Raw genomic sequence first — 22,273 nt, 5'->3', positions numbered from 1 at the left:
TCACTTGAAGTATCACAGTTACATCTGCGATCGGTTGCCTTGTCTCTCTTCTAAACTGAATCAACTATAATCAATAATGGGGCGAGCATGCTTTTGAGTCTCAAACGCGTTCTATCACCATGGCAAGCCCTTGCCCAATACCAATACACAAGCTGACCACGGCATATTTGCCGCCCGTACGCTGTAGCTCTCGAGCAGTACTCAAGGCGATTCTGGCACCTGATGCGCCAAGCGGATGACCGACAGCGATGGCCCCACCATTGGGATTGACACGCTTATCATCAAAATCAATATCTAACCCTTTTAGACAACCCAGTACCTGTGAGGCAAAAGCTTCATTGATCTCAATGACAGACATGTCCTCAAGGGTCAGATCCGCACGCTTTAGTGCTAGCTTAATCGCTTCAACAGGACCCACGCCCATGATATTGGGTTCAACACCCATTGCACCTGATGATAAGATCTTGGCAATCGGTTTAAAGCCTAGCTTTTTCTCTGCTTGCTTTGAACCAATGATGAGCGCGGCAGCACCATCATTGATGCCAGACGCATTACCTGCGGTGACGACTCCATCTTGATTCAACGGTTTGAGTTTTTGTAGTGCTTCAATATTAGAGCTGGCACGCGGATGCTCATCATCTATGACTACTTTTGCAGGCAATTTCTTACCTTGGGATACAGTAATAGGTGTTATCTCATCGTCAAAAAACCCTGCTTGCTTGGCGGCTTGGTACTTGGCTTGCGATGCGGCTGCAAATTTATCGGCTTCCTCGCGCGTAATACCATACTTCTGCGCGACATTATCGCCCGTCTGCGGCATGGTATCACTGCCGAACTGCTCAATAATTTTTGGGTTGGGAAAACGGCTACCAATGGTGGTATCAAAAACTTTAAAGTCACGGCTAAAAGGCTGTTCTGTCTTGGCAAATACAAACGGCGCACGCGTCATCGACTCGACCCCACCTGCTAAAATAATATCCCCTTCATTGCACGTAATACTGCGAGCAGCATCGACAACAGTAGACAGACCTGATGCACATAGACGGTTTACTGTCTGACCTGGAGTTGTTACATCCAACCCTGCTAATAGAGCCGCGTTACGCGCGATATTGCGAGAGTCCTCGCCTGCTTGGTTGGCACTACCTAGCAACACTTCATCAAAGATATCAGCAGATAGTTGGTGTTTTTCGACCAATGCTTTCATCACGGTAGCAACCAAATCATCAGCACGTACGGTTGCTAATGCGCCAACATAGCGACCAAATGGACTTCTTAATCCGTCATAAATATAAGCATCTAACATAACGTTTCCTTGTCGTATTTTTTAACTCTAAATAATGGTTTTATGGTTTAATAACCATATCTTGTCGTTCAAATTAGTAAGTGTTTTGCTGAGTAAACAATGACATGTCAAGCTTGGCACGGCGTTGCAGCCAAGAGCTTGGACGATAACGTGGGTCACCTGTCAGCCCGTAGATGCGCCCTAAAATAAGCAGCACACGCGAGGCCCCAAGATGGTCGCCCCAAGAGATAGGACCATATGGATAACCTAACCCAAGCTTGACAGCATTATCGATGTCCTCAGGTGAAGCAATCCCTTGCATAGCAATGTCACAACCAAGGTTAATCACCATAGCGACCACACGTTGTGCCACAAAGCCGATGCTTTCTGTAATTAGCGTGGCACCGACAGCGGATTGCGTGGTTGCTTCACTGTCATCCAAGCCCTTACTGAATAATGCATAAGCTTGTGCGATAAATGTTTCCTGCGTGACGAGACTTGGCATCAAAGTACGATGCTTTGCTAGTCCAGTGAGCATATCAATGGCAACGGCTTGCTTAGGATTAACTTGATAACGAATGGCAGCATTGGTCGTATCTTCGCCATAGGGTGCGAGCAGCACCAAACTATCAGGGTTTGGCTTGTCGTTGTCATCGATCGCGACACCCTGAGACTTTAGGTAATCGACCAGTTGAGTTTTGTCTTCTGCCAGATCAGCGCCAACCCAAACTGAGGTAATAACGGCATCAGATATGAGTGCTTCGGACGACCGATCTTGAGCAGTAGCTGCTGACAACTTCTGACCGTTTTCATAGTGATAGAACCCTGCACCAACCTTACGACCAAGCTTTTTACCTACTAGCATTTGACGGGTCAATGGATGCGGGCGATAACGCGCTTCGTGATAGAACTGGTTGTAAATCGACTCCATCACGGGGTGCGATACATCGATACCAGTGAGGTCTAATAGCTCAAACGGCCCCATGCGAAATCCTGCGCCTTCACGCAAAATTTGGTCAATATTCTCAAACGTGGTTACCCCTTCACCCAATATTTTTAACGCTTCTGTGCCGTACGCTCTACCGCCATGATTGACGATAAAACCCGGTGTGTCTTTTGCTACCACACCTAGATGACCCATACGTTTGGCCAAATCGGAGAGAACGTCAATCACTGATTGCTGAGTAGACAGACCTGGAATGACCTCTACAATTTTCATTAAGGGGACTGGATTAAAGAAGTGAAATCCTGCCACGCGCTCCGGATGATCACAGTCAGCAGCAATTGCGGTCACTGATAAGGATGAGGTATTGGTCGCCAAAATAGTATCGGCAGTGACCACACCTTCTAACTGGGCAAAAAGCTGTTTTTTGATGTCTAGATTTTCGATAATGGCTTCAACCACTATCTCAGCAGTCGCAATTTGGTTAAGCTCCTGTAGTACCGTCAAATTACTTAAAGTATCCTGTAACTGCGCATCGGTAAACTTACCTTTAGCAGTTAGTTTTTCTAGGGTACTTTGCAAGGATTGTCGTCCTTGTTCAGCAGCGCCTGACTTAGCGTCATACAAGAGTACTTGGATGCCAGCTTGAGCAGCAATTTGAGCAATACCCATGCCCATAATACCAGTGCCGATAATGGCAATTGTGTTCACAGTCATAATAACTCTCTACATAGTGTGCTATGAAATTTTGGTTCAAAGGTGATAACTTGCTTCAAAAGCAATCACAATGTGGCTCTGAATTCACGTGCCTATGAATTCACGTGCTTATGAATTAACGCGGCTAGGGATTAATGCCCTTTGTACTCCGCAGGACGCTTTTCTAAGAAGGCTTTAGCGCCTTCTTTTTGGTCGTGAGTATTGAACAAAATCTGGAAAGCCTTACGCTCTAAAGCCAATGCACCTTCTAAGGGCATATCAACACCTAGATTTGCCACTTCTTTGATTTGCGCTAAGGCAATGGGAGAGTAATGTGATAGCTGCTCAGCAATCTCAATGGCGCGTGTGATAGTAGCCTCATCTTCAACGACTTCAGATACCAGCCCCATTGTGTCCGCCTCATCAGCGCTGATCATATCGCCCGTTAGTACCATTTTCATGGCCTTATGTTTGCCAATCGCGCGAAACAAACGCTGCGTTCCGCCAGCACCTGGCATGAGTCCTATCTTGATTTCGGGTTGACCAAATTTGGCAGACTTACCTGCGATGATGATGTCAGCATGCATGGCCAACTCACAGCCACCGCCCAGAGCGTAACCATTGACGGCAGCAATAATAGGCTTTCGGCAGTTAGTGATGGCATTCCAATAGCGTTCACTATGACGCAAGTACATATCCACTGTGCTAGTAGTCAAAAAATCGTTGATATCCGCACCAGCGGCAAACACCTTGTCACCACCAGTAAGGACGATCGCTTTGGTTTGTGAGTCATCATTTAATTGAATGAACAGGTCTGCCATTTGTTGGCGTAGCTCACTGTTTAGTGCATTGCGCACTTTGGGGCGATTAAGTCTAACGACACTCACGCCCTCTCCTTTTTTCTCACAAATAATGAGCGGCTCTTCCATGATCGACTCCTTAAACATCATTTTTGTATAAAGTACAAACACTCTAGCAAAGCATTTATTTTAAATATTAAATATCGCTATGCGGTATTTAATATCAATATATACTGTTTATTTTGGTTTGTGAAGTAGAAAAAATAGATAATTTAGAATAAAATCGGGATAAAAGGTTGTATTAAATTATATAAATACCGCAATGCGGTTTTTTAAACCAAAACTATTGTAATTTAATAATTCATCGATTATGCTGTTTATCCAAGGACGTCACATTATTTAGTACTGTCACAGTGCCGATATTGATATCAGGCATCAATCAAACAAGGAAGATTCATATGATTAGAGATAAAGAGACCCTCGACCACATCACTCAGACTATTCGTAACTTCGTTAATGATCAACTTATCCCTATGGAACATTGGGTTGCCGAAAATGACCGCCTTCCAGAAGAGATCATTGAGCAAATGCGAGAATTAGGGCTCTTCGGATTGACCATACCTGAAGAGTACGGCGGACTTGGTGTCACTATGGAAGAAGAGGTCACGCTGGCATTTGAGTTAGGACGTACCTCCCCTGCGTTTCGCTCATTAATAGGGACAAATAATGGTATTGGCTCATCTGGCCTAGTGATTGATGGCACTGAAGCACAAAAGCAGAAGTACCTACCTCGGTTGGCCAGTGGTGAAATCATCGGTTCATTCTGTTTGACCGAGCCGGAGTCAGGATCAGATGCCGCCTCATTGAAAACGACGGCTATTAAGGATGGTGATACTTATATCATCAATGGTACCAAGCGCTATATCACCAACGCCCCGCAGGCTGGTGTATTCACTGTCATGGCACGTACTGACCCACAAAACAAACGCTCTGGCGGTATTTCAGCATTTATTGTCGAAAGCGACACGCCTGGTATTACTCTGGGCAAAATTGATAAAAAAATGGGTCAAAAAGGCGCGCATACCTGTGATGTGATCTTTGATAATTGCGTCGTACCAGCGGACGCTCTCATCGGCGGTGTTGAGGGTGTTGGCTTTAAAACGGCCATGAAAGTTCTTGATAAAGGGCGCTTGCATATTGCAGCAGCCAGTACTGGAGCCGCCACTCGCATGCTGAACGATGCACTGAACTATGCTGTCGAGCGTAAGCAATTTGGTCAACCGATTGCCAGTTTTCAGCTGATTCAAGGCATGCTCGCTGACTCAAAAGCAGAAATCTATGCCGCCAAATCCATGGTGCTAGACGCTGCACGTCTGCGTGACGAAGGCAAAGACGTCGTTACTGAATCCTCATGCGCTAAAATGTTTGCCACTGAGATGTGTGGCCGTGTTGCTGATAGAGCGGTACAAATCCATGGCGGTGCCGGTTATATCGCAGACTACGGTATTGAGCGTTTTTATCGTGATGTACGTCTATATCGTTTGTATGAAGGTACCACACAAATTCAGCAAGTCATCATTGCCCGCAATATGATTAAAGAAGCCAGCGAGTAATCCCTACCACTTTTTTATCCACCAGAATGCACGGCGGTATTTGCTAGGATGCTGATACCGTTCCCCTCTATTTTTACCACTACGCATCAAATTAGTTTTTCATTCTCACAACGTTAAGGATATAAATTGTGAAAAGTGTCGCTATAACTGCAGATCCAAGTATGAGCTCCACCCAAAAACAACCTTGGAAACTGGCCTTTGTTTTTTGTTTTTTAGTTTTACTATGTGATGGGGCTGATATCGGTATTCTTGCCTTTACCTTATCCAGCCTAAAACTAGAGTTTGCACTGACCAACGTACAAGCTGGCGCTCTAGGCAGTTGGTCGTTATTTGGGATGGCAATCGGTGGGTTCTTTGGTGGTTGGGCTTGCGATCGCTTTGGCCGAGTACGTGTCATCGTCCTTGCGACTGGCATGTTCTCTATATTGTCTGGTTTTAGTGGATTGGTGCAGAGCTATGAGCAGTTTGTCACGCTACGGGTTATTGCCTGCTTGGGACTTGGTAGTCTTTATATCGCTACCAATACACTTATGTCAGAGATGGTACCTACCAAGCATCGAACCACCGTCCTTGCTGCATTAATGACTGGATTTACTTTAGGCTCATTGGTTATCACCAGTGTATCCGCTTGGATTATCCCTAGCTATGGTTGGCGCACACTATATCTACTGACGTTTTTGCCGATACTTTTGGCAGTATCTATGTACTTTTTAGTCCCTGAACCCCAGTCTTGGAAAGACGCTCGTGCATTAAAACTGAGCGGCGCACTAGATACTCTCAAAAAAGCAGAGAACCCATACAAAGCGATAATGGAAAATCCAAAACACCGTATCATGTTTATCCTATGGTCAATGAGCTCGGGACTTTTGTTATTCGGCTATTTTGGTGTCAGTAACTGGCTACCTTCTTATCTAGAAACTGAATTGGGTATCAAGTTCAAAGAAATGGCACTGTATATGGCGGGAACGTACCTGACTATGATGTTTGCCAAAGTTGTGGCTGGATTTATGGCTGATAAAATCGGACGTAAGATAGTATTTGCCTTTGGTACGATGGGCACTGCATTGTTTATTCCTATTCTAGTGTATATGCATACTCCAGAAAATATCGGTTGGTTAATGATCACCTTTGGTTTCTTATATGGTATCCCCTATGCCATTAATGCCACCTATCTAACCGAAAGTTTCCCTACTGCTATCCGAGGTACTGCTATCGGTGGTGCATTTAATATTGGACGGCTTGGCTCTGTAATTGCTCCTGTTGCCATTGGTTATATGGCCATGCATAACTCTATCGGCGCAGGTTTATTACTTATGGCAGGTGCATATTTCTTATGTGGTCTTATCCCTACTTTGTTTATTAAAGAAAAGCAATATGATCCACAACAAGCCTAACCATACCTCTTATAACGACTATTGCTACCGTTCATACCGCATAGCGAAACAATAGTTTCTCGTTATGCTATGCTGAGAATGAGAATGAGAATGTGAAAGTAAATTGATATAATATAATTAAAGAGACAGTGGGTAACTGTGAGCTGATATTAGCTCACAGAATGCTATGAATAATAAAGTTTTGTGATTTTATAACGCTTGTATGAATTTGATTGGGGATAATAGACGACATATGACTAATGATACCCTTACCGATGAAGACGCTAACAACGAGATGCATATTGAATTGTTAGAACCCATTGCAGAGATGAGAGATAAAAATGACCGACAGTTTGTCACAGCGTTGGCTCGAGGGTTAGAGCTGCTGCGTTGTTTTACCCCGCAGCGACCTTATCTAGGCAACCAAGACCTAAGTCAACTGACAGGCCTTCCTAAAGGCACCATTACTCGTCTGACCTATACGTTGGTCAAATTGGGATATTTAAAACAATCGACCAATAGTAGTAAGTACCAGCTTTCGACAGGGGTACTAAGCTTTGGTTATACCATGATGACTAATATCTCTATCAATAACCTTGCGACTCCTTATATGGAAGAGCTGGCAGACTATGCCAATAGCGCCGTTGCCATGGCTACTCGTGATCGACTGATGATGGTGTATCTCAACGTTGTGCAAGGCCAAGGGACCACGACCATGCAACGCAATGTCGGCTCTTATTTGCCTATTCATTTAAGTTCGATGGGGAGAGCCTGCTTGGCAAGTATGCCACCTGCTGAGCAAGAGTTTATTCTTAATGCGATTCGTAGTAAGTATAAAGATGATTGGCTAAAGATTAGACGAGGATTAGATAAAGCCTTTCAAGACTATGAAGACTACGGTTATTGTTTTTCAATTAGTGAATGGCAAAAGGATGTCAACGCGGTAGCCATTGCGCTGATGCACCCAACGGAAGGCTTGCTCACTTTTAACTGCGGCGCACCAAGTTTTATCCTTAGTCGTACCAAACTAGAAGAAGACATTGCCCCTCGCCTGCTGCATATGAAAAACATGATCGAGAGTAATCTATATATTAGCTAGCATCGCTTAAATGTGCCCCATGAAAATAACGATTCATCTCCACCAACTATTCAAGCGATAGTCATATAAGTCACTCATATCGTTTTGACATTTTATGTTACGTGTCTTTTTATTTTCAGTGCCTTTAGACGTTTTTTGAGGATTCACCATGAGCCAGCTTTTTTCGCCTTTGAAACTTGGGCAACTCACATTAGATAACCGTATTATCATCGCACCCATGTGCCAATACTCTGCCAACGATGGAGCGGCAAGTGATTGGCATATGATCCATTTGGGCCAAATGAGTTTGAGCGGCGCAGGACTACTTATTTTAGAAGCAACAGCGGTCAATCCACAAGGACGTATCAGCTATGCTGATTTAGGTTTATGGGATGACAGGACTCAAGCTGCACTAGATAAAACGCTAACAGCAATCAGACAGTACAGTCCTATGCCAATAGGCCTACAACTGGCCCATGCTGGACGTAAAGCGTCAACCGAAAAGCCATGGGACGGCGGCGGTTCGATTGCCCCTGATGAGGTAAATGGGTGGCAAACGGTGGCACCATCAGCGCTTGCGTATGACGAAAACTCTACTGTACCCACAGCCATGGACCAAAAAAACATTGATTCGCTCATCAGCGATTTTGTCGATGCGGCAAGACGTGCCGATGCGCTGGGTCTTGACCTGATTGAGCTTCATGGTGCGCACGGCTATCTATTGCATCAGTTTTTATCGCCGCTTTCTAACAAGCGTGATGATCAATACGGCGGCAGTCTTGAAAACAGAATGCGCTTGTTACTTGACGTGTTTACAGCGGTTCGAGCTGAGTTTTCAAGTAAAAAGCCAGTGGGTGTGCGTGTGTCTGCAACCGATTGGGCCCAAGGCGGCTGGGACCTTGCCCAAACGATCGAGCTGGCTAAAGCATTAGAGGCATTAGGCTGTGATTATATCCATGTGAGTACCGCAGGACTTAGCCCAGACCAGCAAATTCCTGTGGAAGCGAACTTTCAAGTGCCTTTTGCAACCGCGATAAAAGAAGCCGTCAATATACCCGTCATCGCAGTGGGCTTAATCACCGAAGCCGAGCAAGCGCAAAGCATCATTGCTGAGCAGCAAGCGGATGCGGTTGCATTAGCACGCGGTATGCTTTATGACCCGCACTGGCCTTGGCATGCGGCGGCCGAGCTTGGCGCAACCGTCAAAGCGCCTAAACAATATCTGCGCTCAAGCCCACATGGCAAGCCGTCTCCGATAGAATAAGTGTAATCGAACTACGAACATAGACTGAAGACATTACTTGCTTCAGTCTATGCATTAACTCACTTTAATTCAAACTAAAGTAATTATGGCTTAAAAGTTAGATAGTCATCAGTGTATTCAACTTGACAAGTGGTAGTGATATCAACGCTGCCATAATTTACCGGCTGAAGTGTAGCGCAGGGAGGTCAACTTATGGTCTTGTTAGGCCTGCTAAATGTTCCATAAGCGGAATTACCTCATTGTAAATACCCCATTCTTAACACAACATCATCGTAGAATAATTAAGCCACCTGCCTGTACTCAGCAGGTGTCATTGTAGTGGCATAATGAAATAGGACAGTAGATAAGAGGTTATACTATCACCAAGACTGGAGAGAAGATATGACCACTACACACCGCACAAACAAAAGTATTAAGCTATTATTCTAGTAAGTAATGAAACAAAATTATATATGGTTTTCCGTTCACCCTGAGCCTGTTGAAGAGTAGGAAAACCGTTATGGTTCGACAAGCTCACCACGAACGGTTTTTTATAATTTAAATTTGTTCAGTTACTTAAATCAGAATAGTATGATGAAGAAAGCCTTTCCTAAATTAGATACGCATAATATTCTACTGCTTTTCACAATATCACCATCTACAGTTTAACCTATCAAACGCTGTGCTAAAAAATTCACCAACACGCCAATTTTTACCACATTACGGCTAGTGGGCGGATACACCAAATAAATCCCGTCATCTGTCGCCAAAGACGGGGTCACTTGCCAATCAGACAACACCTGTACCAACGCCCCAGACTGCAACGCTTTCTCAATCAGCCAATTAGGTAAATGGCTAATCCCTTGTCCATCAAGCGTGGCTTGTTTCAGCATTTCTATATTATTACCCATCAAATTCCCTGTCACCCGCAAACTTTGCGTTTTACCCGTTTGATGGAAATACCACTTTGACGCATAGCCTTGATACATAAACGGCAAACAATTATGCTCGGCTAATTGTGACGGTATTTGTGGTGTTCCATGCAATCGTAGATAATCGGGACTGGCACATAACAGCCGTTGCTGAGAGGCAATAAATTTTGCTACCAAGCGGTCATCCTCCACACGCCCTAACCGCACCCCTACATCATATTTCTCATTAAATAAATCTACAAATTCATCACTGGCAAATAGCTCCAATTCAATTTTTGGGTATAAATGGGCAAATTCGGCAAGCAATGGGGCGATTTTTTCAATCCCATAGGCACTGGGAAAAGTAAGGCACAATCGCCCTTGTGGCTCAATTTGCTCCTCTTTAATCGCTTCATTTACCTGTTGTAATTCAGCTAATATCGGCTCGGTCTGTTGTAAATAACGCATCCCTGCATGGGTCAAATCCAAATGTCTGGTTGAGCGATTCAATAGCTTAACTTGCAAGGATTGTTCTAAGTTATCAATTTGCCGAGTGACAGACGACACCGCCAGCCCAAGCTGACTTGCCGTGGCAGTAAAGCTATTAGTATTCGCCACATGGTGAAAAATAGTGAGGGCATAGAAGTAATTGATGGTCATGGGTTTGTTAGCAGTTAAGTGTATTTTTGAATAAACATATTTTTGCAAAAAAAGCAAAACTGTTTCTAATTTTACCCCAATTATCATTAAAAATAAAAGCATTATACTAGGGCTATATTTTTTAATGCTTAATTTAACGGAGTGACTCCCATGACCACAAGCTCACAAACTGCTGTACCAAACCTCTCTGTTCTTGGACAAGACAATAGCCAATTATTTCACACCGCTGAGACGAATGAAAATATAACCCCGCAACAAAAACAACTACCCCCTCATCTTGCCAATCACCCTGCATTTAGTGAGGTGTTTCAAGCGGATAAACTCACCTTGGGATTGATTGCCCCGTTTAAAGGCTATCCCAATAGTCCGATTCCGAGCTTAGAAGACTTTGGGGAAACAGCTTGGATTTTCTGCACTATGGTTGCGAGATGTGCCATTTTATGACCCAAGTTTTGGCGATGTTGGACAAGCATTTGACCCCATGGTTGCCATGGGCTATTTGACTGCGAAAACCCAACGAATTGCGATAGGTTCAGCAGGCATCGTTGCACCTTTGCGGAGTCCCATTCATATCGCCAAAGCCTCAGCAAGTACAGCAGTATTAAGCAATAATCGCTTTATTTTGGGGATGTCGAGTGGCGATAGACCTGTGGAATACCCTGTGTTTCAGCAAAACTTTGACAATCGTGCCGAGCGTTTTCGAGAAAGTTGGGACATGATTCGTGCCTTAACCACCCAAAAATTTCCGCAGTTTAAAGGGCAACATTATGGGGATTTAACAGGCAATATTGGCTTTATCCCTACCCTTGAACAACGCTTACCGATGGTTGCTATTGGTCGTGCCAGACAGGAACTAGATTGGCTTGCTAATACTGCCGATGCGTGGATTTGGCATGGGGTAAACCCAAAAGATACCAAAAATATCGTGCAAACCTTGGCGGATTTAAATCAAGATGACGCTTGGCATCCTTTTGGTTATGCCAATTTTGTCGAACTTAGTGAGAATCCGAATGAGCCTGCTCAATTATCTCGCAATATTTATCTACGAGGCGGGTCACATAGTTTGCTGGAATTTTGGCAAGAGCAGAAAGAACAAGGCTTATCTCATGTCACCATTAATTTAAAGCCTACCAAACGCCCTGTCAAAGAAACGTTGCAAGACTTAGCAGAAAATGTGTTAGCCAAATTAAACCAATAAAAATGGGGTATAAAACCATGAAAACGCTTGTCATTGATACCACAATCAATGCCCATACTGAGTCATTTTCGGCTCAGTTACTACAACAAATCAAACAGCAATTTGCTGAAAGCACAACCTATTTGCCATTAAATGACATGGATTTACCTACCTTGGATGAGGCAACCCTAACGGTCATTTATAAACAAAAAGCAGGGGAGGCTTTGAGTGTGGCGGAGCAAGCTATCGCCGACACTCGGCAATCGATGTTACAGCAGTTTAAAGCGCATCAAAAAATCGTTATTATCTATCCGATGTATAACTACAATATCCCTGCTCGACTCAAAGATTATATGGATATGGTGTTGGTGCCACGAGAGACTTTCCAGTACAGCGAGGCAGGTAAAATTGAACCCTTATTGACCGATAATAGAGCCGTGTTGTTTCTACAAATTAGTGGGTCGATGTTCTCATTGGATAAAGAATGCCAACAAATGGAATTTGCTTACCGTTATTTGGATATGATGTTTGCAAAAATGGGCTTTAAAAAACGCACCTTGATTCGAGCAGAAGGCACAGCCATTTGTGATAAAGAGGCAATTTTACAAGCCACGCTAGAAGATTTTAACCAATGGCAAATTAATTAAATTTTAAGATAGCTGATACATAAGCTCAAGTTACCCAATATACTGTTAGGAGAATTTTCTTATGAAATCAAAATACCACCCTTTATTTCAACCTTTTACCCTTAATAATGGCATCGTCATCAAAAACCGTTTGGTAGTTGCTCCTATGACGCATTGGGGTTGTTAGAAGCAGCTATTACAACAGTACTAAATCTAGGTCTATAGACATTGAACTTATAAGGCTCAAAGCCTTAATCAGAGAAGTATTTGAGCAGTCAAATGGCTCGGCTGGTGCAAGGACGGTATCTGCTATCGTCACGCATCAACATGACATTAAACTCACACGCTACAGAGCAGGTAAACTGATGGCACAAATGGGGTTGATTAGTCGACAGATAAAATCACATAAGTACAGGCGTTGTGAAGAATTCCATAAAGCTTATGGAAACATACTAGACCGTCAGTTTGCGCCCACTGCACCAAACCAAGTGTGGACAGGTGATGTTACTTATATTCGTATCAAAGCCGGATGGTGTTATTTAGCCATCGTTATGGATTTATATGCTCGACGTATTGTTGGTTTTGCCTTGTCAGATAGCCCGAATACCCAGCTGACCACATCTGCACTAAAAATGGCATATCACATAAGACTTGAGCCTAAAGGCGTGCTGTTTCATTCAGATCAAGGCAGTCATTATACCAGTGAAGAGTATGCTAAATGCGTAGCCAAGTGCAATGGTATGTCGCATAGTATGAGCCGACGAGGCAACTGTTGGGACAATGCACCTACAGAGAGGTTCTTTAGAAGCTTTAAGACAGAGTGGATGCCAAAAAACGGCTATGACAATATTGATGAGGCTCGGCAGGCAGTAAATGATTATATTTGGGGCTATTATCAAAGTGTAAGACCACACAGCTTTAATGAGTATTTAACACCGAGCGAGAAAAAGAGACTTTATTTCAACAAAAACCTCTTAAGTACTGTCTAAAAATATTTGACCACTACAAGTATAAAATGTGTATTCTCCTACGTTCTTTCAAATCTATACTTTACCTACCACTCACCACTCACCACTCATGTGATCATATAAATAACTTCAAATACCAGATATTAACAAGGAAAAATCACCACCTCATCGCCTTCTTGCCATGGTTCAAACTTAGTCATAACTTGCAAAAATAACGGATGCGCAAGCCAATCTTGTAACCACTGCTGCAATTTAGGGTATGGCAAACCATAAAACACCTCACGATCAACATGTGCAAATTGACGAACAAACGGCATGATACCGATGTCAGCAACGGTCACGCTATTGTCTAGTAGATATGTATTCTTAGTCAATAACGCTTCTAAATACTGCAGAAAAATTTCACCTTTTTGTCGATATTCTATTTGAGTCATCTCAGGGTGACGATCGGCATATTTGTAGCGATCGAGCCACTGCTTAAACTCATTGTCGTTTTGTGCTATCAGTGCATTAGCCTCAGATGAAATCTTTTCATCTAGCAGTCCTTGAGGATCGTTTTGCTCAAGCGCCCACATCATGATCTCTGCACTCTCTTCAATGACGGTCCCATCCGCTAACTGTAAAACTGGCACCGTGCCTTTTGGACTAATCGCTAGCATCTGATCTGGCTTATTCTTTAACGTTATTTCTCGTAGCTCTAGTGGTAACTCGGCGAACATTAGACCGAGACGAGCGCGCATAGCATAAGGACAGCGACGAAAAGAATACAATCGATGGCGCGGTAAAGTCATAGTTGTCTTCCACAATTGAATAAAAACTAAATAGCATATCAATAAGAACCAGTAGGCTCAAACACACTGATATGGTTTTTATTAGGGAGTAGGTAAATATTATTAGGCGCGATGAGATTCACACCGATTTCACTCTCGATGTTGACGGCGTTTGCAGCACCTAAATTCTTGTTTGACTGATAAATAAACACCAAAAAACTCAAAATATAATCACAGTCAAAGTTATTATAATGGCAACTTATTGTTGGCTAAAAACCATTGACACCTATTGTAAATATCATTTTTTTGAATTTATACTGGACTATTTTCTATAGTATAAGGACTGATACATGCAGTTTTTGAGGATGATAAGTCAGCAGTTGAGTCGGTTTACGGCTTTAGGGCGAATCATGTCCGTGATTACTGCACATGAATGTTAGAGGTTAAATACTGGGCTAAATACTCGTTTCTAACTATATCGACTGCTAACTAACTATATCGCCTGTTAAAGACGATACTATCTTAAGGTTCAGTTAAGGTTGCTCCTTTATGATGCTTTCATGATGTTAATCGTGCTAAAAGCTTTTAAACATTTGGAGACAGCTGATGTCATTATCTATTGATAGCACTCATACCTTACAGAATGTTCTAAATACGACCTTTTATATTGAAGCGGTTAAGCCAATGTCAATATTGGAAGTGCAAGGCATACCCTCCTCCCTCTATATTCGTGCCAGTACGCAAATGCCAATAGCGACATCGCCTACTTCATATGCCCAAAACCAAGATGCCCAAGCATTTATCAAACGCATATATGAGTACATCCATCATGCACGGTTAAGCTACTTTATGCCCATCTTGTTTTCAGGTTTTGCCGATATGCCGTCTTATGGTGATTGGTTATCTGCTGATAATAGTAATGCATTGCCTGCGTTTAGAGGTACGAGCGTTGCTATCGGTCTAAAGCCCATCTGTGAAGATAAGATATTTTTAGAGCAGTATTTAAATGCTCCGATACAAAACGAAATCAGCAAAGTGGCAGGCGAGCCTGTCAGTCGTCAGCGTATTTTTGAGATTGGCAATTTGGCATCAGGCTGTGCTGGTAGCGCGCGGCTGATGATAGCATTTTTGGTGTTTTATTTATCTACCCCTACCCTGAATCCTACGACTCATAAATACCAAACCAAAGCAGACTGGGTCGTGTGTACTGGCACCGATGCGGTAAGGCATATACTGGCACATATGGGCATTCGCAGTCATGTCATTGCCAAGGCCACTGCAGAAGCGCTAGAAGACCCTGAGCAAGTATCATCATGGGGCCATTACTATCAGCACAATCCTTTAGTAGTTGCTATCAATGTGGCCGATGCTAAGCGGGTATGCGCCCCACATTATCGCTATACCGAAACGTTAGAGATGAATGCTACCACGCGTTTGACGCTAAATAAGATAGCCGTTTAATACGCATGCATTAGCCAACCAATAACACTGCACCACCACAAGACAGTGAGAATACTATGCCCCCCATTTATACGGCGATATGTCAGCATGCCCGCCAAACTCCCAAGCAGGTGGCGATACAAACGATAGCTGACTATAACACGACCAGTCTGACCTATGGCCAGCTACAACGCACGCTATCCGCGCTTCATCAAACATTAGAAACATGGCAAGGCAAGCGTGTCGCCTTATATGCGCATAACGATATAGATTGGATCATACTCGATTTGGCATTGAGTACCGTCGGCGCGGTCGTTGTGCCCATCCCCTTATTTTTTAGTGCCGCGCAAATTGCGCACTTACTACAAGATGCGCAGATAGAGATGGTATACGTTGGCGCTGGTTTACAACTGCCAACCATAGACAAGACGGATAATTGGATAATTGCTGATACACCAGAGACAAAAACCATCAAGTCTGAGCAGGCGACTCATATCACAGGCCGTTTTTATCAACTTGCTGGCACCATCACTGACCATACCTTCACCGCTCAAAATTTCTCTACCACTAGCGACTTTTGCAAAGTGACTTACACTTCAGGCAGTACGGGTATGCCAAAAGGCGTGTGTTTGGGTCAAGAGACATTGATGCGTATTGTCGAGTCGTTATCGGGCGCGCTCGCTGACACCTTGACAGATAACACTAATAACGTGCTAGAAGTGACCGATACCACAAGCAATTTTAGTCATTTGAGCGTGTTGCCTTTTGCCACTTTATTAGAAAATGTGGCAGGCGTCTACGTGAGCCTATACATGGGCCGTACTTTGATGACAGGGCACATTGATCAATTCGGTTTGTTATCCAATCAAGCTTTTGATGCCAAGCGCTTGATGACAACGGTACAAACATACCATATCGCCAGCGTTATTTTATTACCGCAAATGCTAAAAGCCATTTGTGAGCACATGGCAGACAAGGGAGCAACCAAATCCAGCGCCAATGCTGCTGTGCCATCGTTAAAGTTTATGGCAGTCGGCGGCGGCAAAGTCTCCCCTCAATTACTACAAGACGCCAGTGCCTTAAGCTTGCCTGTTTATGAAGGCTATGGTTTGTCTGAATGCGGCTCGGTAGTCAGTCTCAATACGCCAAAAGCAAAGCGCGAAGGCAGTGTGGGCAAACCTATGCCTCACGCCTCGGTCAGCATCGCAGATAGTGGCGAAGTAATGGTAAAGGGCAATGCGATGCAAGGCTACTTAAACCATGACAATAGTAAGGATGACAATGGCATCATTGCCACAGGGGATATCGGTCATTTAGATGACGACGGCTATTTATACATCACGGGTCGACGCAAAAACGTGCTCATCAGTAGTTTTGGCCGTAATATCTCGCCTGAATGGGTAGAAGCGCAGCTCTCAACGCAGCCCATTATTTATCAGGTCGCGGTACTCGGAGACGGTGAGCCGCATTTGTCTGCGGTGATAGTCGCCAACCCCAACATGGTCGCAACGAGCAATAATCCACAATCTGCGATTGCGCAAGCGATAGATGTCGTTAACCAAACCTTGCCTGACTATGCGCGTATCCAACAGTGGCATCTCGCCGAGCACCCTTTTAGTACGGACAATGAATTATTGACTGATAACGGTAAGCTACGACGCGCGCACATTTTTACCGCTTATCAATCGGTACTCGGCTTATAACGGACGATTTTACCAGCAGTACAACAATAGGACCATATTATGCAAACCACTCTTATGCCAAATAATTTGATAGAAAACGACCTGATACAAAGCAACTTGATAAAAAGCGACGTTATCGAACTTGACACTTTTGAGGCACCAACCTCCCACGCGTCTGCTAGCGTATCCCTGCCTAAAATCGCTGATATTTTAATGGAGTTGCAAACCCATGGTTGGACGTTACTTCGAGGCTATCACTACGATGTAGAGACGTTTAGCCAATTGATGAGTCAACTTTGTCAAACCTTGACCTACGATCCCGCCCGCCAAAACATCACTTCTGAAGCGCAAAAAGTGGATGCAGGCACGCATGCTATTGGACTACATATCGAAAATGGCAATACGCCGATGCCGCCTGACGTCATTGCTTTTTTTAGTGAATTGAGCGCCAAAAAAGGCTCACAAACAACGATATGTGATGGGCATGCTGTATATCAAGCGCTATCACCTGAGCTAAAGACCATCTTTAATCAGCCGATGCGGATCAGTCGCTATTTACCTCAGGCAATATGGCAAAATTACGTGGCGACTGCGACCGGCAGAGCAGACGCCGATCAAATAAGCTTGGATGATTTAGAGACATTTATCACGGCGACGACGAGCAAGACGTTAACGCATCACGTAGAACCTCAGACAGACGGCGGCGTTCGGTACGTATTACAGATACCTGCAATTCGAGAAGACAACGTAAGCGGACAACTGGCCTTTGCAAATACTTTACTTGGGCCCTCATTTAACTATGAAAAACCTGAGTTCACCCTAGCAAACGGTCAACACGTTGATGATGCGCTCCTAGATGAGCTGACTCAGCTTTGTGAAAAATACACTCAAGACATTGCGTGGCAAAATGGCGATGTGGTGATACTCGACAACAAACGCATCATGCATGGTCGTCGACAAATTGATGTGCCTTTAACAGAGCGTAAGCTGTATATTGCGATGGGGCTTGGCATTAGGCATGGCATTAATCACTCAAACGATTAGCAACAGCACATCTCACCACAATCCGCGCTTCAATAGTCCGTGCTCTAACAATCAATGTTCAACAAGGATTCGATATCATGACACCAGCTAATGGCCAATCAGACCTAGTACAAGCTACGCTCAATTACACCATGCTAATCGGTGCCACGGGTGGTATCGGGCAGGAGATCGCACGGCAATTATGTGCCAATAATCAGCCTGTCATTTTGGTCGGGCGTAACAACCAGACCTTGACTCATTTGGTAGATGAGTTGACCAAAGACTATCCTGATGTCCCGCTTGTGTCTCATACGTGTGATTTAAGCTCGCAGACATCGCAATCGCTACTGGTAGAGGGACTGGGTGAAATGACACAAGGCCATAGAAACGTCATTGATACGGTCATACTCAACGCAGGTATCAATGATTTTGCTTTGCTCACGGATCAAAATGATGACACGATTGAACAGATGATGCTCGTCAATGTGGCGTATCCACTACAGCTTATAAAAAGACTGCTACCTATCTTGATAGCGCAGCCTAGCCCGAGCCAAATTATCAGCGTTGGCTCAACCTTTGGCAGTATTGGCTACCCAGGTTTTAGTGCTTATGGCGCGAGCAAGTTTGCCTTACGCGGTGCAAGTGAAGCGTTAGGCCGCGAGTATGCCGACACCTCAGTGACGTTTCGCTATTTTGCGCCCAGAGCCACCAAAACCACCATGAATAAAGACGCAGTCGTCGCTATGAATGAGGCATTGAAAGTAAAAATGGACTTACCTGAGACTGTCGCAAAAGCACTGATTCACTTTATATCAACCGATCAGGCGCATCAGCATTTGGGGTTTCCTGAGCGTTTTTTTGCATGGCTCAATCGATTGTTTCCCAACATCGTTGGCAACGCCATTGTCAAAGACCTGCCCACCATCAAACAATATGCTAAAAAATCATAATAATCGGTTAGGGTGTCATGGCATAAATCTGCTGTTAAATCGCCACGCCAAATAAGCGACCAATTAACGAGGTTGCCACCATGGCAAGCACGCCCCAAACCACGACTCTGGTAGTCGCCGGAATCACAGGTGCACCGCCTAGACGAGCAGAGATAATACCAAGTAACATCAAGCCCACTATCGTCAAAGATGACAATGACCAAACCAGTGTTTCCGCTGGTAACAGTAATATCCCAATAATGGGTAGTATTGCCCCCGCTATAAATGATAGTCCCGAAGCCACTGAGGCATGAATGGGCTTTGCTTCACTAATATCCGTCAGGCCAATCTCATCACGGGCATGGGCTTCTAACGCATTGTGCTCAGTCAAGCTCACGGCCACTTGATGCGCCAAATCATGCTCAAGTCCACGCGCCTCATAAATCTTGGTAAGCTCAAGCAGCTCGCGCTCAGCATTGTGCCTCAGCTCATGTCGCTCTTTATCGAGATCCGCCTTTTCGGTATCCGCCTGTGATGAGACCGAGATATACTCGCCAGCCGCCATTGATAATGCACCTGCGGTCAGCGCCGCCATACCTGTCAGCAGCAATGTCTGACTGCTTGTACTGGCAGCAGCCACCCCAACCAATAGACTGGCGGTCGAAATCAACCCATCGTTCGCCCCCAGCACTGCTGCCCTCAACCAATGATTGCGATTGCTCAAATGTGCTTCGTCATGAATAGAATGATGCATAAAATCCTCAAAAGGTAGAGACGCGAATGGGTATGCCCTAGTGTAGCTGATACAGATTAAGACAGTATGCTTTATATCTTATAACGGTTTTGAGAGTGCGTTCTTACTGCTGACCGTTACGATAAAGCCTGTTTCTGGTTGAGGGCGGTTGGCAAATGCTAAGGTAAGATTGTGCAGATCGGCAATTCGATTGGCAATTGATAGCCCCAGCCCACTACCTATTTGGGTTTGACCGGCTGGACGATAGAAGCGCTCGCTTAGCCGCGCTAGCTGCTCTGGGTCTGCGCCCAAGCCATTATCCACCACTTTGATACTATCAGTATCCAACTGCAGTTCGATCTGGCAGCCCTCTGGGCAATAGCGAATGGCATTGTCTAATAGGTTGCGGATTAGCAATTTAAATAACACTGGATTAATAAGAATGGGTAAAATATCGGCATGATTGTCACAGTGTACCGTGCGTCTTAATTGGATGTATTTTTCTCGAGCCAAGCGGTTGACATCACTCAGCACAGTATCGGTGAGCGTCAGCCAGTCTGGACGTTCTAATTGCTCAAAAGGCAACTGCTGTTGCGGCTCTATTTTGGCTAACACCAATAACTGATCGACCAAATGGGTGGCGCGCTCAATACCATCGCTGATTTTTTGCGTGTGATAAAACAGTTGACTGTCGTTTTCTATACCAGACAGCTGTAATAGCTGCTGCTGCAAAAGATCGGCTTGTAGTTTGAGCGCAGCCAGTGGGCTACGCAGCTCATGAGAGGCATCAGCGGTAAAGCGCTGCTCCCGTGCTAGAGTGTCTGCCACTTTCACAAACAACACGTTTAACGCGGTCACTAAAGGCTGAATCTCTTGTGGGACGTCTGCTGTAATCGGACGATCGTCTTGCGGCTTGCGCTGTTCTACCTCAGAACTAATCTGACTTAATGGCATCAGTCCGTGTCGTATCAATCCGATAGTCAAGATCATTAAGGAAAGCAGCCCAATTAACATCGGCAGTACTTGCACAGACATCGCTTCAACAATCATTTCTCGGCGAGAGGCAAGGCTTTGACCAATAGCAATCACACGCTCCTCACCCATATCATCGCTACGATAGTCATCATGCGCATAAAACAACCGCCAGCGTTTACTAAAAGGGTTTAGACGCTGATAAATAGCGTTGTCCTCTTCTACAAAACCGCGCTGATCTGGCAAAAAAGAAAACGACTGTCCGTTCTCGTCAGCCGCTAATAAATGCCCCTCTTTATCCCAAATGGCAAAGCCCATGTAATCGTCTTTTGCATCACCCAGATCACCTGACAGCGCCTTACTTTTTAAATTATATATTTTGGCGACAGGTTTTCCATTGTGCTCTGTCTCGTTATTATTGTCGCGGTCACTTTGCTCATCATCATTGGCGGATATGCCCATCAAATAACGAACTACTTGGGTGATTTGTGTGTCATTCATCTCATTGATTTCGTGCCACAATCGCCAAGCAATAAAGCTCGATGTGATAAGCCATAGCACAGGCAGACCAATGAGTAAGGAGATGAACAGTCGCTGCTGGATACTTTTCATAAGCTCATAGGTTGCTCATATATGGTTTGTATATTGAAAGCCAAATTGAATATAAACATATTAATGATTATGGGCTGGATTGAGATAGTAGCCGATGCCACGTTTGGTTAAAATAAAGTCATTGCCCAGCTTTTTGCGTAAATGATGGATATGTACTTCAATGGCATTGCTCTCAATATCCTGTTGCCAGCCATAGAGCTTGTCCTCTAAGCTTGCGCGGCTGTGAATCTGTTTGGGATGGGTCAGCATTTGCTCGAGTATCGCCACTTCTTTGATGGTGAGCTCAACGACTTGGCCTTGATAAGAGACTCGGTGATTGTGCGGCCAATAAGCGACGTCACCATAACGAATCTCAGGCTGGCTACGTCCTTGACTGCGCCGTATCAACGCCTGCAGGCGGGCAACCACTTCATCTAGTGCAAATGGCTTGACCAGATAATCATCGGCGCCCGCATTGAGTCCAGCCACGCGGTTGGCAATCGCGTCACGAGCCGTAATGATCAATACCGGCGTATCTAGCTGTTTGTAGCGCCAATTTTGTAGCACCGTCATGCCATCCCCTCTTGGCAAGGTCAAATCAAGTAGCACCGCGTCAAACATACCCTCTTGCAGTGCCATCTCACCTTGCTTGGCATCACTAAACCAATCGACCATCATACCATGGCTTTTGAGTCCAACAACGAGACTTTCAGCGATATTGCTATCATCTTCTATTAATAGTATGCGTGCCATGATTGTCCTA

20 protein-coding genes are annotated in these 22,273 nt (G+C 44.5%); 12 read left to right on the top strand and 8 right to left on the bottom strand.

What is annotated here, in order from left to right; genetic code table 11:
- Positions 1–100: 100 nt before the first annotated feature.
- The 3 genes from CXF69_RS04155 to CXF69_RS04145 form a co-directional block, all read right to left on the bottom strand.
- Entirely contained in the window at positions 101–1,303 is a 1,203-nt protein-coding gene (locus CXF69_RS04155) for a 3-oxoadipyl-CoA thiolase (RefSeq protein ID WP_101204504.1), read from the bottom strand.
- A 73-nt stretch (positions 1,304–1,376) separates the two neighbouring features.
- A complete protein-coding gene (locus CXF69_RS04150; RefSeq protein WP_101204503.1) occupies positions 1,377–2,942 on the bottom strand; it encodes a 3-hydroxyacyl-CoA dehydrogenase in 1,566 nt (521 codons plus the stop codon).
- A 131-nt stretch (positions 2,943–3,073) separates the two neighbouring features.
- On the bottom strand, positions 3,074–3,850 hold the full coding sequence (locus CXF69_RS04145) for an enoyl-CoA hydratase (RefSeq protein WP_057759956.1): 777 nt from the start codon (positions 3,848–3,850) through the stop codon (positions 3,074–3,076).
- A gap of 329 nt (positions 3,851–4,179) precedes the next feature.
- Between CXF69_RS04145 and CXF69_RS04140 the strand changes: the two genes are divergently transcribed.
- The 4 genes from CXF69_RS04140 to CXF69_RS04125 all read left to right on the top strand — a co-directional run bounded on the left by CXF69_RS04140 (position 4,180) and on the right by CXF69_RS04125 (position 9,049).
- On the top strand, positions 4,180–5,334 hold the full coding sequence (locus CXF69_RS04140) for an acyl-CoA dehydrogenase family protein (RefSeq protein ID WP_101204502.1): 1,155 nt from the start codon (positions 4,180–4,182) through the stop codon (positions 5,332–5,334).
- A 161-nt stretch (positions 5,335–5,495) separates the two neighbouring features.
- Positions 5,496–6,728 (top strand): MFS transporter, encoded by a 1,233-nt coding sequence (locus CXF69_RS04135; RefSeq protein WP_220455972.1) that lies wholly within the window; start codon positions 5,496–5,498, stop codon positions 6,726–6,728.
- Between the two features lie 232 nt (positions 6,729–6,960).
- Positions 6,961–7,806, top strand: coding sequence for an IclR family transcriptional regulator (locus CXF69_RS04130; RefSeq protein WP_101204500.1), 846 nt, complete (start codon positions 6,961–6,963; stop codon positions 7,804–7,806).
- A gap of 148 nt (positions 7,807–7,954) precedes the next feature.
- On the top strand, positions 7,955–9,049 hold the full coding sequence (locus CXF69_RS04125) for an NADH:flavin oxidoreductase/NADH oxidase (protein WP_101204499.1): 1,095 nt from the start codon (positions 7,955–7,957) through the stop codon (positions 9,047–9,049).
- A 644-nt stretch (positions 9,050–9,693) separates the two neighbouring features.
- Here CXF69_RS04125 and CXF69_RS04120 read toward each other — a convergent pair.
- Complete coding sequence (locus CXF69_RS04120; RefSeq protein WP_197707684.1) at positions 9,694–10,599, bottom strand: LysR family transcriptional regulator; 906 nt, start codon at positions 10,597–10,599, stop codon at positions 9,694–9,696.
- 150 nt (positions 10,600–10,749) lie between these two features.
- Here CXF69_RS04120 and CXF69_RS14475 point away from each other — a divergent pair, with 150 nt between their 5' ends.
- From CXF69_RS14475 to CXF69_RS04105, 4 genes are all read left to right on the top strand, one after another.
- Entirely contained in the window at positions 10,750–11,043 is a 294-nt protein-coding gene (locus CXF69_RS14475) for a hypothetical protein (RefSeq protein ID WP_228706738.1), read from the top strand.
- On the top strand, positions 11,030–11,797 hold the full coding sequence (locus CXF69_RS04115) for an LLM class flavin-dependent oxidoreductase (RefSeq protein ID WP_264757022.1): 768 nt from the start codon (positions 11,030–11,032) through the stop codon (positions 11,795–11,797). Before CXF69_RS14475 ends, CXF69_RS04115 begins: the two co-directional genes overlap by 14 nt.
- 17 nt (positions 11,798–11,814) lie before the next feature.
- Entirely contained in the window at positions 11,815–12,423 is a 609-nt protein-coding gene (locus tag CXF69_RS04110) for an FMN-dependent NADH-azoreductase (RefSeq protein WP_166739206.1), read from the top strand.
- Between the two features lie 152 nt (positions 12,424–12,575).
- Positions 12,576–13,391, top strand: coding sequence for an IS3 family transposase (locus tag CXF69_RS04105; protein WP_134292201.1), 816 nt, complete (start codon positions 12,576–12,578; stop codon positions 13,389–13,391).
- Between the two features lie 122 nt (positions 13,392–13,513).
- On the opposite strand, the gene CXF69_RS04100 is transcribed toward CXF69_RS04105, so the two are convergent.
- Positions 13,514–14,161 carry a glutathione S-transferase gene (locus CXF69_RS04100; RefSeq protein ID WP_102078447.1) on the bottom strand — a complete coding sequence of 216 codons (648 nt, stop codon included), beginning with the start codon at positions 14,159–14,161 and terminating at the stop codon, positions 13,514–13,516.
- 585 nt (positions 14,162–14,746) lie between these two features.
- Between CXF69_RS04100 and CXF69_RS04095 the strand changes: the two genes are divergently transcribed.
- The 4 genes from CXF69_RS04095 to CXF69_RS04080 all read left to right on the top strand — a co-directional run bounded on the left by CXF69_RS04095 (position 14,747) and on the right by CXF69_RS04080 (position 19,235).
- Positions 14,747–15,601: a thermostable hemolysin gene (locus tag CXF69_RS04095; RefSeq protein WP_058025426.1), complete on the top strand. Its 855-nt coding sequence runs from the start codon at positions 14,747–14,749 to the stop codon at positions 15,599–15,601.
- Between the two features lie 56 nt (positions 15,602–15,657).
- Positions 15,658–17,283 carry an AMP-binding protein gene (locus tag CXF69_RS04090; protein WP_101204493.1) on the top strand — a complete coding sequence of 542 codons (1,626 nt, stop codon included), beginning with the start codon at positions 15,658–15,660 and terminating at the stop codon, positions 17,281–17,283.
- A 39-nt stretch (positions 17,284–17,322) separates the two neighbouring features.
- Positions 17,323–18,306 (top strand): TauD/TfdA family dioxygenase, encoded by a 984-nt coding sequence (locus CXF69_RS04085; RefSeq protein WP_227522872.1) that lies wholly within the window; start codon positions 17,323–17,325, stop codon positions 18,304–18,306.
- 77 nt (positions 18,307–18,383) lie between these two features.
- Positions 18,384–19,235 (top strand): SDR family oxidoreductase, encoded by an 852-nt coding sequence (locus tag CXF69_RS04080; protein ID WP_058025428.1) that lies wholly within the window; start codon positions 18,384–18,386, stop codon positions 19,233–19,235.
- A gap of 34 nt (positions 19,236–19,269) precedes the next feature.
- Here CXF69_RS04080 and CXF69_RS04075 read toward each other — a convergent pair whose 3' ends face one another.
- The 3 genes from CXF69_RS04075 to CXF69_RS04065 all read right to left on the bottom strand — a co-directional run bounded on the left by CXF69_RS04075 (position 19,270) and on the right by CXF69_RS04065 (position 22,263).
- Positions 19,270–19,968 (bottom strand): VIT1/CCC1 transporter family protein, encoded by a 699-nt coding sequence (locus CXF69_RS04075; RefSeq protein WP_058025429.1) that lies wholly within the window; start codon positions 19,966–19,968, stop codon positions 19,270–19,272.
- 78 nt (positions 19,969–20,046) lie between these two features.
- Positions 20,047–21,531 (bottom strand): ATP-binding protein, encoded by a 1,485-nt coding sequence (locus CXF69_RS04070; RefSeq protein ID WP_101204492.1) that lies wholly within the window; start codon positions 21,529–21,531, stop codon positions 20,047–20,049.
- Between the two features lie 60 nt (positions 21,532–21,591).
- Complete coding sequence (locus CXF69_RS04065) at positions 21,592–22,263, bottom strand: response regulator (RefSeq protein ID WP_101204491.1); 672 nt, start codon at positions 22,261–22,263, stop codon at positions 21,592–21,594.
- Positions 22,264–22,273 lie beyond the last annotated feature (10 nt).

This window comes from Psychrobacter sp. Choline-02u-9, assembly GCF_002836505.1.
Taxonomy (GTDB): domain Bacteria; phylum Pseudomonadota; class Gammaproteobacteria; order Pseudomonadales; family Moraxellaceae; genus Psychrobacter.
The sequence above is the reverse complement of the archived record's forward strand: the minus strand, read 5'-3'. Positions and strand labels throughout refer to the sequence as shown.

Excerpts from the sequence above, each read along its gene's own strand:
- CXF69_RS04080 (WP_058025428.1), top strand. The coding sequence starts at position 18,384 with ATGACACCAGCTAATGGCCAATCAGACCTAGTACAAGCTACGCTCAAT.
- CXF69_RS04090 (WP_101204493.1), top strand. The coding sequence starts at position 15,658 with ATGCCCCCCATTTATACGGCGATATGTCAGCATGCCCGCCAAACTCCC.
- CXF69_RS04075 (WP_058025429.1), bottom strand. The coding sequence starts at position 19,968 with ATGCATCATTCTATTCATGACGAAGCACATTTGAGCAATCGCAATCAT.
- CXF69_RS04065 (WP_101204491.1), bottom strand. The coding sequence starts at position 22,263 with ATGGCACGCATACTATTAATAGAAGATGATAGCAATATCGCTGAAAGT.
- CXF69_RS04155 (WP_101204504.1), bottom strand. The coding sequence starts at position 1,303 with ATGTTAGATGCTTATATTTATGACGGATTAAGAAGTCCATTTGGTCGC.
- CXF69_RS04070 (WP_101204492.1), bottom strand. The coding sequence starts at position 21,531 with ATGAAAAGTATCCAGCAGCGACTGTTCATCTCCTTACTCATTGGTCTG.
- CXF69_RS04125 (WP_101204499.1), top strand. The coding sequence starts at position 7,955 with ATGAGCCAGCTTTTTTCGCCTTTGAAACTTGGGCAACTCACATTAGAT.
- CXF69_RS04140 (WP_101204502.1), top strand. The coding sequence starts at position 4,180 with ATGATTAGAGATAAAGAGACCCTCGACCACATCACTCAGACTATTCGT.
- CXF69_RS14475 (WP_228706738.1), top strand. The coding sequence starts at position 10,750 with ATGACCACAAGCTCACAAACTGCTGTACCAAACCTCTCTGTTCTTGGA.
- CXF69_RS04100 (WP_102078447.1), bottom strand. The coding sequence starts at position 14,161 with ATGACTTTACCGCGCCATCGATTGTATTCTTTTCGTCGCTGTCCTTAT.
- CXF69_RS04150 (WP_101204503.1), bottom strand. The coding sequence starts at position 2,942 with ATGACTGTGAACACAATTGCCATTATCGGCACTGGTATTATGGGCATG.
- CXF69_RS04135 (WP_220455972.1), top strand. The coding sequence starts at position 5,496 with ATGAGCTCCACCCAAAAACAACCTTGGAAACTGGCCTTTGTTTTTTGT.
- CXF69_RS04110 (WP_166739206.1), top strand. The coding sequence starts at position 11,815 with ATGAAAACGCTTGTCATTGATACCACAATCAATGCCCATACTGAGTCA.
- CXF69_RS04095 (WP_058025426.1), top strand. The coding sequence starts at position 14,747 with ATGTCATTATCTATTGATAGCACTCATACCTTACAGAATGTTCTAAAT.
- CXF69_RS04085 (WP_227522872.1), top strand. The coding sequence starts at position 17,323 with ATGCAAACCACTCTTATGCCAAATAATTTGATAGAAAACGACCTGATA.
- CXF69_RS04130 (WP_101204500.1), top strand. The coding sequence starts at position 6,961 with ATGACTAATGATACCCTTACCGATGAAGACGCTAACAACGAGATGCAT.
- CXF69_RS04120 (WP_197707684.1), bottom strand. The coding sequence starts at position 10,599 with ATGACCATCAATTACTTCTATGCCCTCACTATTTTTCACCATGTGGCG.
- CXF69_RS04145 (WP_057759956.1), bottom strand. The coding sequence starts at position 3,850 with ATGGAAGAGCCGCTCATTATTTGTGAGAAAAAAGGAGAGGGCGTGAGT.